18 protein-coding genes are annotated in these 17,306 nt (G+C 34.1%); 4 read left to right on the top strand and 14 right to left on the bottom strand.

Annotated elements, in window-relative coordinates:
* Positions 1-117: 117 nt before the first annotated feature.
* Positions 118-315, bottom strand: coding sequence for a YwbE family protein (locus tag LD272_RS16800; protein ID WP_226037760.1), 198 nt, complete (start codon positions 313-315; stop codon positions 118-120).
* A gap of 33 nt (positions 316-348) precedes the next feature.
* A complete protein-coding gene (locus LD272_RS16795; RefSeq protein ID WP_226037759.1) occupies positions 349-1,416 on the bottom strand; it encodes a C45 family autoproteolytic acyltransferase/hydrolase in 1,068 nt (355 codons plus the stop codon).
* A gap of 493 nt (positions 1,417-1,909) precedes the next feature.
* On the opposite strand from LD272_RS16795, the gene LD272_RS16790 reads away from it, so the two are divergent.
* Positions 1,910-2,110, top strand: a complete 201-nt coding sequence (locus tag LD272_RS16790) for a cold-shock protein (protein WP_226037758.1) — start codon at positions 1,910-1,912, stop codon at positions 2,108-2,110.
* Between the two features lie 376 nt (positions 2,111-2,486).
* On the opposite strand, the gene LD272_RS16785 is transcribed toward LD272_RS16790, so the two are convergent.
* From LD272_RS16785 to LD272_RS16755, 7 genes are all read right to left on the bottom strand, one after another.
* The gene (locus tag LD272_RS16785; protein WP_226037757.1) at positions 2,487-2,984 is read right to left on the bottom strand and encodes a PTS sugar transporter subunit IIA; all 498 of its coding nucleotides are present in this window, start codon (positions 2,982-2,984) and stop codon (positions 2,487-2,489) included.
* Between the two features lie 20 nt (positions 2,985-3,004).
* Positions 3,005-3,715, bottom strand: a complete 711-nt coding sequence (gene treR, locus LD272_RS16780; RefSeq protein ID WP_226037756.1) for a trehalose operon repressor — start codon at positions 3,713-3,715, stop codon at positions 3,005-3,007.
* A gap of 16 nt (positions 3,716-3,731) precedes the next feature.
* Entirely contained in the window at positions 3,732-5,411 is a 1,680-nt protein-coding gene (treC, locus tag LD272_RS16775; protein ID WP_226037755.1) for an alpha,alpha-phosphotrehalase, read from the bottom strand.
* Positions 5,412-5,500: 89 nt separating this feature from the next.
* Positions 5,501-6,937, bottom strand: a complete 1,437-nt coding sequence (gene treP, locus LD272_RS16770; RefSeq protein WP_226037754.1) for a PTS system trehalose-specific EIIBC component — start codon at positions 6,935-6,937, stop codon at positions 5,501-5,503.
* Positions 6,938-7,488: 551 nt separating this feature from the next.
* Positions 7,489-7,824 carry a hypothetical protein gene (locus LD272_RS16765; RefSeq protein ID WP_226037753.1) on the bottom strand — a complete coding sequence of 112 codons (336 nt, stop codon included), beginning with the start codon at positions 7,822-7,824 and terminating at the stop codon, positions 7,489-7,491.
* A 279-nt stretch (positions 7,825-8,103) separates the two neighbouring features.
* Positions 8,104-8,850 carry a sulfite exporter TauE/SafE family protein gene (locus LD272_RS16760; protein ID WP_226037752.1) on the bottom strand — a complete coding sequence of 249 codons (747 nt, stop codon included), beginning with the start codon at positions 8,848-8,850 and terminating at the stop codon, positions 8,104-8,106.
* Positions 8,851-9,137: 287 nt separating this feature from the next.
* Complete coding sequence (locus LD272_RS16755) at positions 9,138-9,311, bottom strand: hypothetical protein (protein ID WP_226037808.1); 174 nt, start codon at positions 9,309-9,311, stop codon at positions 9,138-9,140.
* Between the two features lie 269 nt (positions 9,312-9,580).
* Between LD272_RS16755 and LD272_RS16750 the strand changes: the two genes are divergently transcribed.
* Positions 9,581-10,369, top strand: a complete 789-nt coding sequence (locus LD272_RS16750; protein WP_226037751.1) for an HAD family hydrolase — start codon at positions 9,581-9,583, stop codon at positions 10,367-10,369.
* Between the two features lie 51 nt (positions 10,370-10,420).
* Here the strand turns inward: LD272_RS16750 and LD272_RS16745 are convergent, their stop codons facing one another.
* Positions 10,421-11,029 (bottom strand): alpha/beta hydrolase, encoded by a 609-nt coding sequence (locus tag LD272_RS16745; RefSeq protein ID WP_226037750.1) that lies wholly within the window; start codon positions 11,027-11,029, stop codon positions 10,421-10,423.
* A gap of 465 nt (positions 11,030-11,494) precedes the next feature.
* Positions 11,495-11,755, bottom strand: coding sequence for a heavy-metal-associated domain-containing protein (locus tag LD272_RS16740; RefSeq protein ID WP_226037749.1), 261 nt, complete (start codon positions 11,753-11,755; stop codon positions 11,495-11,497).
* A 386-nt stretch (positions 11,756-12,141) separates the two neighbouring features.
* On the opposite strand from LD272_RS16740, the gene LD272_RS21525 reads away from it, so the two are divergent.
* Positions 12,142-12,264, top strand: a complete 123-nt coding sequence (locus LD272_RS21525) for a hypothetical protein (RefSeq protein ID WP_255639789.1) — start codon at positions 12,142-12,144, stop codon at positions 12,262-12,264.
* Between the two features lie 546 nt (positions 12,265-12,810).
* Here LD272_RS21525 and LD272_RS16735 read toward each other — a convergent pair.
* On the bottom strand, positions 12,811-13,929 hold the full coding sequence (locus tag LD272_RS16735) for a cysteine desulfurase family protein (RefSeq protein WP_226037748.1): 1,119 nt from the start codon (positions 13,927-13,929) through the stop codon (positions 12,811-12,813).
* 145 nt (positions 13,930-14,074) lie between these two features.
* Between LD272_RS16735 and LD272_RS16730 the strand changes: the two genes are divergently transcribed.
* Positions 14,075-15,175, top strand: coding sequence for an SDR family oxidoreductase (locus LD272_RS16730; RefSeq protein ID WP_226037747.1), 1,101 nt, complete (start codon positions 14,075-14,077; stop codon positions 15,173-15,175).
* Positions 15,176-15,250: 75 nt separating this feature from the next.
* On the opposite strand, the gene LD272_RS16725 is transcribed toward LD272_RS16730, so the two are convergent.
* Positions 15,251-16,144, bottom strand: a complete 894-nt coding sequence (locus LD272_RS16725; RefSeq protein ID WP_226037746.1) for an ROK family protein — start codon at positions 16,142-16,144, stop codon at positions 15,251-15,253.
* 235 nt (positions 16,145-16,379) lie between these two features.
* Complete coding sequence (locus tag LD272_RS16720) at positions 16,380-17,045, bottom strand: potassium channel family protein (protein WP_226037745.1); 666 nt, start codon at positions 17,043-17,045, stop codon at positions 16,380-16,382.
* Between the last annotated feature and the right edge of the window lie 261 nt (positions 17,046-17,306).

The raw sequence follows: 17,306 nt of genomic DNA, 5'->3' as shown, positions 1-17,306 counted from the left end.
AGCGACTTTTTTATTTAACATAAAAGAGACTACCCTCTATTAAAAGATGGTAGTCAAATTCAACTGTTTATTTTATCTTAGTTTAGTCAATTTCATAGTACTGTTTTTGCAATTGATTCAGTTCTTTACAATTTCTTTTACTCTTCCAACCTGTCCATCTTCAAGGCGTACTTTAATTCCATGTGGATGTGTTGGCGAATTTGTTAAAATGTTTTTAACGATTCCGCGTGTTAACTTCCCACTTCTTTGATCTTGTTTTAACACGATATCTACTGTATGCCCTGGCTGAATATTTTTACGGTTCTTACCATCCATATCTTCACCCCTATTCGCTATATTTTAAAAACATTACTTTCGATTAAACCAATCAGCGTGCTTATCCATATGGGCAAACGGTATGTCTGTGTCTACTTCTCCTATTACCCTGCTTAACATTATATCCTTATCCTGTAGCCATTCAAAGAAGTCAAATGTTGTCGGTTCTTGGTTACCACCTAAAACAAACCACGATTCCAATTGATTTGGAAAATAAGCTGAGGTATGAATAGTACCTGCCCAATTTTGATATTCGGTTGAAAAAACACCTTTACCTGTATCGTTGAACAAGCGAAACGCATCATAGGCTTGTTTAAATTCAGGTTGTTGACTTTGAATTACATCCATCCTCCGCTTGGAATCAACAAGATAATTTCGATTTTCCTTCTCCATAATTTCAAAATGATTTGTACAGACATTGGACTTTCGAACCTCAACGCCACGCGGTGATGCCTCTACAACATATGTTTCTCCAGTCTTATCATAAACGATGTAGCTAAACGAATGGCGATGAGGAATATTCTTCAGCATTTCAACTGCCTCTGCTACATTAGCACATTGTTCTAAAACAATTCTACCAATCATTCCGCAAATAAACCCATTTCCAGGTTTTTTACGGTGCATAAAATTATACCCCATTACCAGGCCCATTTCATTCATTCCATCCGATCGACCAGTAATACGCTGACTTGGTCCAATCGTTGCATAACCCTCATCTGTTGGTTTTAACAGCACATACCGACCTTCATATGTTTTTGGGTGATAATCGTAATTACGAATTAAATAATTATCACCTGTTACAATTGAACAACCTGAACGGACATAGTCTAAACGGTACCCACCAAATTCTGTTAACACTTGCTCAATTGGCCATTCTAGTGCATCTCTCAATCCCAACAACTCTTCCCATAAACTAGGGGCAAACGTAGTAATTGCTTGTTTCGCCTCAGATGGGTCAATTGCGAATCGCTTTTTTCGTACCTTCCATTGCTGCTCACGATTTTTAACTGTTAACGAATTTTTTAGTTCCTCACCTTGCTTCAATCCAAATTGATAGTGAGATCCGCGAAACTGTATGATATTACTATGTACTTGCTTCATCACATACCTCTTCTTAACTTTTTTTTATTTAGTTTAGATTAACGAAAATCATACCTAAAAATAAAGTATCTTGACTTAGATATATCTTTCATTTTAAAAACATACTTTTTTCCCGTTTAAGAATCAGTCCACAATCATGATTACTTTGGTTTGATTTATCCTTTCCATACTTCATTAACTTAAAAGCGAACCGATTTTTTAAAAATTTTTTAGTGTTATTTTTTTGACTAGTTAATACTTTGCCACTTTAGATATCATGAACTGCTTTTTTAACAATACGGATACATTTTATTGAATTTATAAAGCCACTTAAATTAATAATAAATTTTTTTGCTTGTCTTGTTGACTTATCGCTTTTTTTTGTTATAATAATAATTAAGCTATTTTGTTCGACAAACACTTCAAGTAAAACGCTACGTAAAGTTCTCGTTTTGAGGCAAGAGCAAGAATAGTAATACATTGTGTGGACGAACCACACTAGGAGGAAATATTTATGACACAAGGTACAGTAAAATGGTTTAACGCAGACAAAGGTTTTGGATTTATCGAAGTAGAAGGACAAGACGACGTATTCGTTCATTTCTCTGCTATCCAAGGCGAAGGCTTTAAAACACTTGAAGAAGGCCAAACAGTTTCTTTCGAAGTTGAAGAAGGTAACCGTGGACCACAAGCAGCAAACGTTCAAAAAGGTTAATTTGAACATTCAAAAGACGAATTCTTAATTGAATTCGTCTTTTTTTGTTTTAATATTAAACCTCTACATTACACCTACTAGAAATGTCCCCCATTATTCCTAAGCAACTAAATTCATCATTCTAAAGAAAGTATGCTTAGTTTGTTTAAACTAGGTAATTCAAAATATTTATTATTCTATTTTATTCTTTTCTTGAAAATGATTATTATGAACTTGTTTGTCAGAAGAGGAATAATAGGCAGTAGTTAACCTATAGACATTAGGAGTTTGTGCTGATCAATCAAAGACTTCTTAGTGATTCATTTTTTATGTTTTTAGAATTTAAATTAATATAAATATAATTAAAGAGACACCAAAAAGGTGCCTCTTTAAGCGATTATTTAAGTGTTACCGTAAGAACCTCTGTTTCTGATGTTTTTGCAGATTCATTTAAATCTTTCTCTACACTTTCAACTACTTCATCCATATTAGTAATAATCAAAGGTGATATTGTACTTGTAGCTTTTTCTTTGATGGTTTCTAAATCAAAGCTAACCAACTTATCTCCACGCTTGACCTTGTCTCCAGCCTTGACAAAAGCCTCAAAGCCTTCTCCGTCTAAACTGACTGTTTCTAAGCCAATATGGATTAGTAATTCTAAACCTGATTTCGTCTTTAGGCCAACAGCATGCTTGGTCGGAAAGACTTGGACAACCTCTGCATCAACTGGACTTACTACTTCACCATCCGATGGTTCAATTGCAATACCCTCTCCCATCATTTTTTGAGAAAATACTGGATCTGGTACATCAGTAATGTCTACTACTTTCCCATTAATTGGCGTTGTAACTCGTTCCACTACAGTTTCTTTTTTACCAAATATTTTTTTCAGCATGATAACACTCCTCAAGTTTTTTAATGCCTTCTTCGGGCAAAATCAACGAATCGAAACTTGTCTGGCCGATGCCTGGATTCTGTGTATTGAAACAAACTGGCATCATCAAAATAAACGTAGTTTTTAATTACAACCACATTATGAAAGCCGTCAAGATCCAGCAATTCCCGGTCTTCATCAGTCGGCTCTACAACAATAATTTCCTTTTTCGCAAAACTAATTGTTAGTTTTAATTCATTTTCCAAGTAATTATAAATGGAATCCTTACAAATTTCTTCCGTTAACGTTGGTACAAACTCCTCAATTAGATAATCCTTGTCGAGGATGATTTTTTCTCCACCAATTTCTCTTACCCTTACTACATGCCAAACGGATTTATCATCAGTTAGATTTAACTGTCGTTTGATATATGAACTAGGTTTAGTTAAAGATAATTGGCTAACAATTGTTTTAACTTTATCCATTTTATGGGAAAGTTCCTTGAAACTGACAAGTCCAGATACAGGAAAGTCAAATTTATCAATGTCAATTACTATAGAACCCTTCCCTCTAACCTTTTGAATAAAACCATTTTGAGATAGAAGGTTTAATGCCTTACGAATTGTTTCTCTTGATGTATCATAGAGAACTGTCATTTCATTCTCTGAGGGTAGCAGCGTATCAGGTTCCAGATCACCTATTTTAATTTGTTTAGCAATTTCATCATAAATTGATAAATACTTGTTTTTCATTGAAGATCCCCATCTATTATTTTAAGTGATAAACAATCGATTCATACGGTCTTAACTCAATTTGTTGTATGCTTTTTGATGAATCGGAATAGTTCGTTAACAACAATTCACTTGTATATCCAGCGACATCAACTGTCTTTGGTAATGTGAAGGTTGTCTCTCTTCCATAAAAGTTATTTATTACGAGTAATTTTTCTTTTTTATTGCTACGTATATAAGCAAAAATATCATCATGTTGTTCTAAAAGCAACTGAAAGTCTCCATTTGTTATAATATCGTACTTTTTCCTAAGCTTAATTAGCTTTTGATAATGATAAAAAATCGAATTTTTATCAGCAACTGCTTGTTGTGCATTAATTTCTTTAAAGTTTTTTGCAGTGTTAATCCAAGGATTACCCGTTGTAAATCCTGCATTTTGACTATCGTTCCACTGAACAGGAGTTCTTGAGTTATCTCTCGACTTTTGCTTAAGGATCTCAATTATTTCTTGGTCGGTTATTCCTTCTTTTTTCTTTAAGTTGTACATGTTTAATGATTCAACATCACGATAATCATCAATCTTATCAAATTTAGGGTTTGTCATACCAAACTCTTCCCCTTGATAAATATAAGGAGTTCCCTGCATCATGTGAATTGTGGTAGCTAACATTTTTGCGGATTTATTATGATATTGTTCATCATCCCCAAATCTTGACACCGCACGGGGCTGGTCGTGGTTGCACCAAAATAGTGCGTTCCATCCTCCACCTCTATTCATCCCAATTTGCCAAGTGGATAAAATATGCTTCAATTGATGAAAATCAAAATCTGCTTTGGTCCACTTTTTGCCGTTTGGATAATCCACCTTCAGATGATGAAAGTTAAACGTCATGTCTAACTCTTGTCGATCTGGATTCGAGTATTTAATACAATTTTCAATTGTTGTTGATGACATTTCACCAACTGTCATAATGTCATAGTTAGAAAAGACTTCATGGTTCATTTCTCGGAGAAATTCGTGTACTCTTGGTCCGTCCGTATAAAATTTCCGCCCATCTCCTGGTGCAACACTACCGTCATCGTCAGGGAAATCTTGATTCTTAGAAATTAAATTGATGACGTCAAGACGGAAGCCATCGACCCCCTTAGAAAGCCAAAAGTCCATCATCTGATAGACTTCTTTTCGCAAATCTTCGTTCTCCCAATTCAAATCTGCTTGAGAATCATCGAATAGGTGCAAATAATACTGTTCGGTATTTTCATCATATTGCCAAGCAGATCCACCAAACTTTGAATCCCAATTTGTTGGAGCTTCGCCTTCTTTACCGTCTTTCCATACATAATAATCTCGATATTGATTATCTTTTGATGTCAACGACTTTTGAAACCAATCGTGTTCTGTTGATGTATGATTAACAACGATATCCATAATAATCTTGATATCAAGCTGATGTGCTTCTTTTAATAATTGTTCAAAATCTCCCATCGATCCATACTGCTCGTAAATATTGTAATAGTCACTAATATCATAACCATTATCTCGTTGTGGTGATTTGTAAATCGGAGTTAACCAAAGGACATCAACACCTAGTTTTTTAAAATAATCGAGTTTTTCAATGATTCCTTGGATGTCCCCTGTTCCATTTCCTGTAGTATCGTTAAAACTCTTCGGATAAATTTGATAAACAACAGCTTTTTCCCACCATCTCTGATTCATGTTAAAGCACCTACCTGTTTTATTAATTAATAAACGGAATAGCAACCAACTAGTTGGTTGCTATTTCCTTTCCTATGTGAGTTGTTAAATTATTTACCTAGACGTTTATATGCATTAACACCCATCTTTGTTTTAGATAATGCGATTGTTAATGCAATTGGCACTACAATAGCTATCGTCATTGACAGGAAGAACATTGGCCAGAACTGAAACTGAATAGAAAGGAATCCTGGAATACCCCCTACACCAATCGAGTTAGCCATTACCCCGCTACCAACTGATACGATTGCCGCAATCGAAGAGCCAATCATCGCAGCTAAAAATGGGAATACATATTTCAAATTAATACCAAACATTGCTGGCTCTGTAACACCTAAATAACAAGAAATTGCAGCTGGAACAGAAACCTGTTGTTCTTTTTCATCTTTTTTATTTAAGAAGATCATCGCAACAACGGCTGACCCTTGTGCAATATTAGACAGTGCTATCATTGGCCAAAGATTAGTACCATCAAATTCACTCATTAATTGTAAATCAATTGCGTTAGTCATGTGGTGTAGACCGGTAATAACAAGTGGCGCATAAGCAAACCCAAATATCGCCGCAAATAACCACCCAAATGTAGACGTTAAACCTGAGTAAACAACATCAGAAATCCAAGAACCCATTGTCCAACCAATTGGCCCTAGTACGACGTGAGCAACTAATACTGCTGGAATAAGTGCAAAGAATGGGACAAAAATCATTGAAATTACATTCGGAATAACTTTACGTAACCCTAATTCAAGATATGCTAATACAAAACCTGCTAAGATAGCTGGAATTACTTGGGCCTGGTAACCAATCATTTCTACTTGGGCAAATCCAAAGTCCCAAAATGGAATTGCTTCAGCACCTGCAACGCCATAAGCGTTAAGTAGTTGAGGAGAAACTAGCGTGATACCTAAAACAATACCAAGAATTTGCGTAGTTCCCATTTTTCTTGATATCGCCCAAGTGATTCCGACTGGTAAGAAATGAAATATTGCTTCACCAATTAACCATAAGAACGAATGCACTCCAGCCCAAAATTGAGAAACTTCAACTAATGTTAACTCATTATCTGGTCCCATCATGCCGATCTCACCAATAACATTTCTAAAACCTAGAATAAGACCACCAACAACAAGCGCTGGAATTAACGGTGTAAAAATATCAGCAAGATGAGAAATCATCCGTTGAATAAAATTCATGTTTTGTTTTGCTACAACTTTTGCTTCGTCCTTTGATGTATCGCCAACACCAGCTATCTCCGTAAATTCATTGTAAAAGGTTGCAACTTCATTACCAACGATAACTTGAAATTGGCCCGCATTAGTAAATGTCCCTTTTACAAGGTCAATTTCTTCAATTTTTTCTGCATCCGCTTTGGCTGGATCATTAAGTACGAAACGCATTCTCGTCGCACAATGTGTAACTACCGAAATATTGTCACTACCACCTATGTGTTCCAGTAGTTCCTTAGCCGAATCCGTATATTTACTCATAACCATTTTCCCCCTTTTTTTAATAATAATTACCCAAATTTGTATATACAAGTTTTTGATTGCGTTTTCATTGTATCTTGTATATACAAGTGTGTCAATAATAAAATGACTTTTTTATTCCTTAAAATACCGTTCCACAATTAGAAGTACTCAATAAGCGATAACAAGCACAAGAAAAGCGCAAGGGTCTTGGTCATCACGACAAGCTTAAGTCGAGGCTCTAATGGTGTTTTTTAGCACAAAGAGGCTTGACTTAAGACCTCAGGCGGGTAGGTGCTGGAGGCTAGATACCAAATCACAAAAAAACAGCTGAATTTAATTAAGTAGTTCAGTTTTATCGAACAAACTGTCCATTTTAGTTTAACAGTTACAAATTATTGAAGAGTTGCAAATTAGAGTGTAAATTCGATTGCAATTTAAGAGACAAATGAGGGTTTTTTTTCACTTTAATAATTTCTAACTGTTTACAGTAAATAAATAAAAAAAGAACTTGGTTTTACCCAAGCTCTTACACTGTATTGTTCTTCTTCAACTAAAAAGATCCGTTTAGCTTAATAATTCAACTGACGTAAATACAAGAGAATTTCGTGCTCATTCATTTTTTTATAATTGTATTTACGGATCCTGCTGTCAATTTTCTTTTGTTGCTTATTTATTTTGGTGAAGACATTGATAATATGAAAAAATATTTCTTCCAAAATTCCTGCCCAACCACGGAATCCAAGTTGAAATGCCATTTCTTCTGTTTCCGTGAGTGGCAGTTGTGTCTTTTTCAAAAATTCGTCTTTAAAGTCTTTACAAATAATAATGTAAGATTCTTTATTCGTTAAGGCAAAAAGTAATTCTTCAGCATTTCTTGCTTTAAAGTAATCATCACTCTTTTTCAATTCCGTAATTCCCCCTAAAAAAATAACAATATCTTAATTAAAATTTAACTTTTTAACTAACTGTTCGTTGAATAAGCACATATTCCTTCAAGTTATATTCTCACATTATCATAAAATTACATTTTTAACCGCAAACCTAAAAATATTATTTAATTGCGTGTACAATTTCTAATGAAAAAAGCAGTTCATTTTGATGTACATTTTGTTATTATGTACACCGAAACAGAACTACTTAGAATTTAATCAACTGTTTTTTATATTGAAAACGTTAATTCTGATTTATACAAATAGTAACCTTAATGCTCCTATTGCTGCAAATGCTAAAATCAGTACTTGGAAAGTTTTTTGAGGTATTAAAGGCAAGACTTTTATACCAATAAATGCTCCTACAATAATTGTAGGAACTAACCATAGATTAAATGAAATCGAATCGAACGTTATTAATCCTAAGGAAATGTAAAATGGTACTTTTATTAAGTTAACAAACAAAAAGAACCAAGCCCCAGTTCCAACGAATTCCCGTTTAGGTAATCCTTTTACTAATAAGTAAACCGCCATAACACCACCAGCAGCGTTACCAATCATTGTAGTAAATCCTGCCAATACGCCCATTAACAGTGTAAAACTTAACGATTTGGGTAACAGCTGGTTAAATCTCTCACCTAATCGCTCTCTACTCACCTGCAAAATAATTAACGCAAGGACCAGTCCGCCAATAATCGGTTTTAACTGGTCGCTATTTACTTGGTCTAAAACAAAAAAACCAATAATTATACCAATCAATACCCATGGAATCAGTGAAACTAAATATTTCCAAACAACACTCTTACGATAATAAATAACAGCAAATATATCACCAATAATTAGCAAAGGAAGTAAAATACCCACCGATTCTTTCGCTGGGAATACATACATTAATATAGTAACAACCAATATACCAAGACTAGACACACCCGTTTTCATAAAGCCAATAAAAACTGCACTTAAAATAACAATCAACCATTGTAATAATGAAAGTTCAAACATAACCTACACCACATTTCGCATTTTATAGTAGTTATCTTTTTTTGACAAAAACGCAAGTCCTAAGGAAACGAATAATAGCATAAATTAATAGATTAAAGCGAAAAAAACTATTCATCATAGTTTCAAAGGTTGCTAGATTACTTAGTTAATCCAATTATTTTCCCTTTAAAACTAGATAGTATCCTTTAGAATACTTATCATGTCAACAGGTGCTTCTACCTCGAGAAATTAAAAGCGCCAAGGATTAGTATCAATCCTAAGCGCATTATAATTATGAGTTTAGTTTTTTAGGCTTTTTTTAATTCTTCTTCAAAGTAAAAAGTACTCGGATACTCATTAACAATATAAGAATATTTTTTCATATGCTTTACATATTGCCATTTAGAGATCGTTACTAACTCACCAGTCTTCTCAATATTTACAACTTCACCACTGTCGAACGCATTATTCATATTCTTCAAACGGGCACTCCCTTTCAAGTATAATTATATCACATTTTTAGGATTTTTTTGTTTATTTGTAATCTTTTTATATCTAAAAAAATCTACTTCAATTTAGTCAAAAACAAAAAAAAAACGATTGATCCATTTTTAACAGATGATAATTGCATTATTGATAAATAGGTTGTAATCTTATTTAAGATTTAGTTAGCTACTATAGATTTATCTGACTTATACTTATGCTAACTTCATCCAGTTTTGATAAGCAATAATCAATGTAGGGGGACATAATGACAAACTATAGAGCTTTATTTTTAGATATTGACGGAACTGTTTTAACATTTGATGATCGAATTGAAAACTCAACGAAGCTCGCCATTCAGCAAGTTCAAAACCAAGGTGTTGAAGTTTTTCTAGCAACTGGACGTCCAATCCACGAAATTGCTTACATAGCGGAACAATTGAATATTGCATCTTTCGTTGGTTATAACGGTGCTTTGGCTATTTATAAAAATCACAAAATTGTCAATGAAACAATGAGTCCCGATGTTGTCGAGCACTTCTCATCTGTTGCAAAGAAAAATGGACATGAGATGCTCCTTTTCACTAATCAAAAGAATTTGTTCCTTTCACTTGAATCACCAATTTCAAAAGAAATCATTGAATCCTTACATTTTAAAAATAACGCTGAATTAACGGTAACTGATTACCGGAATATACTGAGTATGTCCGTTGTTAACCTAGGAGAAAACGACTTAGATTTATATAAAACGAATGAAAATCTCCGCTTATCACCTGTTCATTCTGATGGAAAAAGAAACGATTACGACGTAATAAGAGAAAATGTTAACAAGGGGCATGCCGTTAAAAAGGTACTTGCACACCTTAATATTCCTTTAGAAAATGCGATTGCTTTTGGTGATGGTATGAATGATTTAGAGATGTTATCTGTTGTTGGAGAGGGTTTCGCAATGGGGAATGCACATCCACTTTTGTTTGAATACGCTAAGCACAAAACAACAGCTGTCACAGACTCAGGTATTTTCAATGGATTAAAATCGTTAGGATTAGTTAAGTAAGTAGTCAGAAAAGTAAAGGACCGTTTTTTTAAAAAAACGGTCCTTTTGATTTTAATTGATATTCTCTTTAAACCATTCAGCAGCTGCTGCCGCTTCAGTTTGAGTTAACTGGTGTCCATTTTTCTCCCAGTGTACTTGAACTTTTGCACCAACCGCTAGAAGAAGTTCCTTTAAATCTTTCGTTTCTTGCGCTGGACAAATCGGATCGTTTTCCCCTGCTGAGATAAAAACTGGTAACTTAGTCAAGTCAGGTAACTCTATGCCACGTCTCGGTACCATTGGATGATGTAGGATAGCACCCTTCAACGCGTTTTGATAATGGAATAATAAGCTTCCTGCAATATTTGCACCATTCGAATAGCCAACAGCTACAATATTGTTACGATCAAAGTCATACTTTTCTGCAGCTTCATCTAAGAAATCATTTAATTCCTTTGTGCGAAAGATTAAGTCTTCTTCATCAAATACTCCTTCTGCAAGACGGCGGAAATATCTCGGCATCCCGTTCTCTGATACATTACCACGTACACTTAAAACCGATGATGATGGCTCAATAATATCACCCAGTGGTAACAGATCCTGTTCAGTACCTCCAGTCCCGTGAAGCAGTAGTAAAACTGGTTTAGTTTTGTCTGATCCTTCTTTAAATACATGTTTCATTATATAACCTCCACCTGTTTCGACATTTTTAATGGAGCTAGTCGAATTATAAATTTCTGAATCAACATGACAAATCAATTATCTCGAATTAAAGGCAATTATAAAAGCGTAGCTATTTTTTGTCAATTTGTTAGCTTACTCTTCATACTATATCAACAAATACTCCTCCAAAAATGGACGGTTACAGTTCAGTTCCTAAATTTAACACCTTGATATTGATTACTATTTTTTAAAAAAAGAGAGAATTAAACAACCAATCAGGTAAACAATAAAATACGCAAACCTAGTTCAGTTATTTTAATCTCTATGTGGTTTTTTACCAGGAGATAACAGAAGATTAGCGATTGGGAGAAATTGAACCATGTTGCGTGGGTGGATACCAATAATATTTAGAATTAAACAAAAGAATGGGGAGTGTGTAACTATTACACACTCCCCATTCTTTTTAATGTACTTAAAAACATATTAAGCAACGCTCCCTGACATGTCTGATTTATTTTTATTTGTGTTAATCTTACGACCTAAAACCTTAAATCCTAGATCACGAACAATTTCTTCAATCTCAGTGAATTGGATAACAGTCTCTTCATAAACTACCTCTACCTCATCAGAATGGTATAGTACCTCTACTCCAAATACCCCAATCAGCTTTGGCAGAGCATTCTCGATTTTATTAATGTAACTAGGACAAGTTAATTCTTTTAATTGAATTCTAACTTTCTTCATAATTCTCCTCCTATTCAATTTAGTTTATCGTTTAAAAAAATGGAATAAAAATCTTAGTTGATTTTAGGATTGCGTTTCCTTGTTAAGCTCGGAAAATAAGTTACTTTACACTATTCGATTCCTAATTCTTTATTATGAAACACGTGATTCAATTCACAATGTTTCATCTTCCAATTCGGCTATTGTAATTCTAATTATATCATTCCTCACAATAGTTGTGAACACGTTCACAAAATTGTACTATTTAAACTTTATCTTATAGCTATTTAAATTGAAAAGGACTTGCAAAACTAATGGTCACGATGACCATGTAGAAAGAAATAATTCCTTTGATTCCTATTAATATTTCAAAGCGAGATTCAAGATTGTTAACTGGGGAATGTTCATTGGCTATACACGAAGAGAATTTGCTTGTTCGTGGTGGTATCCCTAAAAGAGTAAGCACAAAAGCTTCGCCGAAGCGAGACGTGGCTAACCTAGTACTTAGTCTATCTTGCAAAGAACAGTAGCTTTTCTTAAGCTTGTCGTGGTGAGCACTAGGAAAGCAATTCAGAATTAATAAATAGAGAATCTTTGGTGCATGCAAAAAATGAAACTAACAAACATATGAAGTTTTACTATGTTACCTAGAATGGTCCTAAGGGCTAGCAAAGCATTGAAATTTTGCGGCGACATCGCTAACAAAGGAGGAATAGATTCCGTTAAAATAGCTACCATAGCAAAATGGTTAAACATCCCCTCCGACTTTGTATCATCAGATTAAAGGGTTAACTGAGTTACATGAACAACTTGCTTTCTATGGACTCAGAGAAAATTTAACGAACAATAAACGATGCAGTTTATAATAAAAAGGGTATGGAAGTAGATGGAAGGATTCGGACTATCTCATGATTCAGATGTGAGTTTTATCTACGTTATTAATACTTACTTGGCAGGTCACTAACACTTATGATTCTAGTGTTATTTACATTATATGGCTTGCTGTTTAAAATATGATATCACTTTATTACCATTAATTAAGAAAAAACATACAAAACTCATTCAAATGTGTCCCCTTAGATTCTTTCTCTAATTATATCAATAGCTCGATTTATTTCCTCTTTTGTCGTGGTCCTACCCAAACTAAATCGTATCGCACCTATTCCTACGTGTTCCTTAATTCCCATCGCCTTTAATACAGAAGATAGTTCGATGTTTCCTGAATGGCATGCTGAACCAGTTGAAGCAGCGATTTCAGGTATTTTACTGAGAATTTCTGCTCCCTCTACACCTATAAAACTAACACTGAGTGTGTTGGGTAAACAATAATCTAACCGAGTATTTAATACGACTTTTTCACCATAGATCTTTAACAATTCATTCCAAAAGTGATTCCTTAGCTCACGGATTGAATCAGAATGACTTAGATACTCAGTTGCGAGTTCACAGGCTTTACCTAAAGCAACGATGTATGGTGTATTTTCCGTACCTGCTCTTCTTCCTTGTTCATGACCTGCTCCATGAATTAAAGGAGAAATTGGTGTGCCTCTTTTAATGAAAAGCGCGCCGATACCTTTTGGCGCATATAGTTTGTGCCCTGCGATAGAAAGCAAATTTACTCCCATTCGATCAACATTAGTTGTAATCTTCCCGATTGATTGAGCTGCATCGGTATGAAATAGAATACCATATTGTTTAGCAATCTCCCCTATTTCATCAATTGGTTGGATAGTACCTACTTCATTATTTGCGTGCATGACAGAGATTAAGATTGTTGTATCTTTAATTTCTTGTTTTATTTGCTCCGGGTTGACTCTTCCATAAGAATCAACCTCGAGATAGCTAACCTCGGCACCAATTGACTCTAAATACTTACATGGCGCTGTAATTGCAGGATGCTCTATCTTGGTTGTAATAATGTGATTGCCTTTTTGTTTTAGACTTGTATATACCCCTTTTAATACATGATTATTGGCTTCACTGCCTCCACTGGTAAAAACAATTTCATCCGCATGGCAACCAAGTAATGAGGCAACCTTTCCTCTGGCGTTATCTATGACTTCTTTTGCATCTTGACTTGCCCAATGTCCCGAAGAGGGATTTCCAAATTGGTTAGTGAAATAAGGGATCATTTCATTGACAACTTCTTGATCAATCGGTGTGCTTGCATTGTGATCTAAATAAATATTTTCCATGGTATTCCTCCTCGTAAGCATATAACTTTTGTTAAACGATTACGTTATTATAATTATTATAAAACTTTTTGTCTAAAAATAGAGGGTATTTATTGTTATTAGCCTAATTAATATCATAAATAAACTATTGAAAGGGGAGAAAATGATGAGAAACACCTACTTTTTTACAGGTTTTCCTGGATTCATCTGTTCTTCACTAATCAAACAATTACTTCTTAAATCTAGTAATGAGATTGATCACATTTATTTGCTCGTATTACCTGATTTGAAACAAAAGGCTGAAGAAGAAGTTGAAAGAATTATAAGTTCGAATAATAGTATGAAAGAAAAATTCACAGTCATACAAGGTGACATTACCGCAACTAATTTAAACTTGACGACTGAAATAAATAGACAATTAAGTGAAACAGTAACTCATGTCTTTCATTTAGCAGCGATTTATGACCTAGCTGTCCCAAAAGATATAGCTTATCAGGTTAATGTTAACGGTACAAACCAGGTTAACAATTGGTTACTTTCACTAACAAATCTTAAGCGTTACATCTACTTTAGTACCGCATACGTGGCTGGAACGCGTGAAGGAGAAATTTTAGAAACAGAACTGGATGAGGGCCAAACATTTAAAAATCACTATGAACATACTAAATTTGAAGCAGAAAAATTAGTAAGAAAGATAATGGATAGGGTTCCTACAACAATTATCCGCCCTGGAGTTGTGAAGGGAAATTCAATTACTGGCGAGACAATTAAATTCGATGGACCTTATTTCATATTAAATATGTTTGAAAGTCTGAGATTCTTACCTATTATTCCTTTTTTAGGGACTAGTAAGGCTGAGGGTAACTTTGTCCCTGTCGACTATATTCTACAGGCTACCATTTACCTTGGTCACGCAGATATAGGGGTTGGCAAGACATATCATTTAACAGATCCAAATCCTTATACGATGCAACAGGTTTACCAAATGATAATGAAACAGTACCTTGGTAAGAAACCGGTTGGAAGTATTCCTCTTCCAATAGCAAAAAGTTTCTTATCAATCCCTGCAATTAGAAAGTGGTTAAAGGTAGAAAAACAAGCTTTAGACTACTTTACTTGTTTGACAACATATGATTGTTCACAGGCTCAATCGGATTTAAAACAAGCTGGGATTAAGTGCACTGACTTTAAACAAAGTCTAGAACCAATGGTGACTTTTTATGCCAAACATAAAAAAGATAGCGATAAGCATATTAAAATTTCGTAACGGAATAAAGTCCTTATGTCTTCTGAAGATATAAGGACTTTACTCATTTGTAAACCACTTAGTTACAATTTAATTTCATGCTCTGCCATTCCGATCCAAGAAATGTTTTAAAGCTCCAAGCATCCCTGCATCGTTTTTGTGTTTACAGATCTCAATCGGAACAGCTAAGTCATTCCAAGATTGATTCTGATTCAAGTGACTTTTCAATCTATCTAACAAATCTTCACGAGCACTGACTCCACCGCCGATCAATATCTTTTGGGGATTTAGCGTCGCAACTAGGTTGAAAATCCCGTTACTAATATTTCTCAACCAATAATTTATTAGCTCCTGTACATTTTCATCCTGCTCAGCTTCAGCAAATATTCGTTCACCCTCTACGATTACACTCTCGTTGATACTCTTCAATTTCTTATAGTCTTTGATCAAACTGCCAGTCGAACCATTAAAATGCCAAAGCTCCTTATCGGTGATTCCATTTTGAGTTACCATAAATCCAAATTCCCCACCTTTATAAGAATGGCCATGGACTATTTTATTGTTGATGACTATTCCTCCACCTATTCCAGTTCCAACGGTTACACATATAAAATTTTCGCAATCTACTGCATTACCGTTCAATTTTTCGGCAAGAGCTACACAGTTTCCATCATTCTCCATTTCAATTGGAAGTGTTATTCTTTCTTCCAAATATAACCTCAAGTTTTTGTCGTTAAGTACTGTTATCGAACCAGCAGTTTCTGAGTATCCCGTCTCTACGTTTATAAATCCAGGCATGCTGATACCGATGCCGCTTATTTCATATTGTTTGATATATACATCTATTATTTGAATCATATCTTCTACAAATCTATTTAAATTCGTACGATCCGTGCGATATTTATTCTTTGTGACAAAGCTACCATCTTCTAATATCACAGCATGCTTAACATTCGTCCCGCCAACATCGATTGCTATATATTTTTTCATAAGTAAACCTCCCTCGATTTATTAAGGAAACCGCTTTCCTAATAATTATATTATAATACTTTTCGCTTAATTTTTGATATAAATTTTTAAATAATTTTATAAATCGAACTATCATTATACAAAATAAAAAGGAGAGCGATTGAAATTTAGCTCTCCTTCTTTTCTTAGCTATATAATTTTCACTATTTAACGATTACCTATGGGGCCAACAACCTTCGAAAAACGCCCATACATATCAAATTCGTTCATCTTCAAATCGTTCTAATGCTTTGTTGTTTCCAATCATTACTAAAATATCATTTAAATCAATTCGTGTATCAACAGAAGGTATGATTGAAATCTCATCTTCACTTTTTTTAATTGCTACAATTGTACATTTATATCTATCTTGAGCATCAAGTTTACTTAAAGTTTTTCCAGCTATTTTGCTACTAGCTATAATTTCAACAATACTAAAATCCTTTGATAACTCTATGTAATCTGTTACCTTGTCCGAACTAATATGATGAGCTATTCTCCTAGCCATATCACGTTCGGGATGGATAATTTTATCAGCACCTATTTTTTCTAATACTTTTTGATGGTAATCGTCGCGAGCTTTTACCCATATTTGATTAATTCCAATTTCCTTAAGAATCAAGGTTATTAGGATACTTGCCTGGATATCCTCTCCAATACTCACAACCACACAATCAAAATTACGAATACCAATTTCTATTAATGCTTGCTCGTCTACTGCATCCAATTCTACTGAATGGCTGACCACCGAATTATATTCTTGTACTCTTTCCGCATCTTTATCTATCGCTAACACTTCAATACCAATACTAGTCAATTCTTTACATAGGCTTCCACCAAATCGTCCTAAGCCAATAACAACAAACTCTTTATTTGATTTCATTTATTTCCCTTTCTTTCTTAAAACTGATTATAGGTCAATAGTAAATAAGTATTAAAAACTTTAAATTACGTACTTTACATACAATAAATCATTTTATTAGTTTATACAACACAGAATTAATTATAAGTATTCCTTTCAAAAAAATAGCATTTCAAATTAGTAGTCGTCATAGTTAAAATCTAATTTTCTATCAACTATTTTTTCTATGGTTAATAGTCTTCTTATAATTTTATCCGCTCTCTTTTTATGATAAAATTATTT

The organism is Aquibacillus saliphilus, from assembly GCF_020404745.1.
Classification (GTDB): Bacteria; Bacillota; Bacilli; order Bacillales; family Amphibacillaceae; genus Aquibacillus; species Aquibacillus saliphilus.
This window is presented reverse-complemented; position numbering and strand designations above follow the sequence as displayed.

Excerpts from the sequence above, each read along its gene's own strand:
- LD272_RS16800 (WP_226037760.1), bottom strand. The coding sequence starts at position 315 with ATGGATGGTAAGAACCGTAAAAATATTCAGCCAGGGCATACAGTAGAT.
- LD272_RS16795 (WP_226037759.1), bottom strand. The coding sequence starts at position 1,416 with ATGAAGCAAGTACATAGTAATATCATACAGTTTCGCGGATCTCACTAT.
- LD272_RS16790 (WP_226037758.1), top strand. The coding sequence starts at position 1,910 with ATGACACAAGGTACAGTAAAATGGTTTAACGCAGACAAAGGTTTTGGA.
- LD272_RS16785 (WP_226037757.1), bottom strand. The coding sequence starts at position 2,984 with ATGCTGAAAAAAATATTTGGTAAAAAAGAAACTGTAGTGGAACGAGTT.
- treR (WP_226037756.1), bottom strand. The coding sequence starts at position 3,715 with ATGAAAAACAAGTATTTATCAATTTATGATGAAATTGCTAAACAAATT.
- treC (WP_226037755.1), bottom strand. The coding sequence starts at position 5,411 with ATGAATCAGAGATGGTGGGAAAAAGCTGTTGTTTATCAAATTTATCCG.
- treP (WP_226037754.1), bottom strand. The coding sequence starts at position 6,937 with ATGAGTAAATATACGGATTCGGCTAAGGAACTACTGGAACACATAGGT.
- LD272_RS16760 (WP_226037752.1), bottom strand. The coding sequence starts at position 8,850 with ATGTTTGAACTTTCATTATTACAATGGTTGATTGTTATTTTAAGTGCA.
- LD272_RS16750 (WP_226037751.1), top strand. The coding sequence starts at position 9,581 with ATGACAAACTATAGAGCTTTATTTTTAGATATTGACGGAACTGTTTTA.
- LD272_RS16745 (WP_226037750.1), bottom strand. The coding sequence starts at position 11,029 with ATGAAACATGTATTTAAAGAAGGATCAGACAAAACTAAACCAGTTTTA.
- LD272_RS16740 (WP_226037749.1), bottom strand. The coding sequence starts at position 11,755 with ATGAAGAAAGTTAGAATTCAATTAAAAGAATTAACTTGTCCTAGTTAC.
- LD272_RS16735 (WP_226037748.1), bottom strand. The coding sequence starts at position 13,929 with ATGGAAAATATTTATTTAGATCACAATGCAAGCACACCGATTGATCAA.
- LD272_RS16730 (WP_226037747.1), top strand. The coding sequence starts at position 14,075 with ATGAGAAACACCTACTTTTTTACAGGTTTTCCTGGATTCATCTGTTCT.
- LD272_RS16725 (WP_226037746.1), bottom strand. The coding sequence starts at position 16,144 with ATGAAAAAATATATAGCAATCGATGTTGGCGGGACGAATGTTAAGCAT.
- LD272_RS16720 (WP_226037745.1), bottom strand. The coding sequence starts at position 17,045 with ATGAAATCAAATAAAGAGTTTGTTGTTATTGGCTTAGGACGATTTGGT.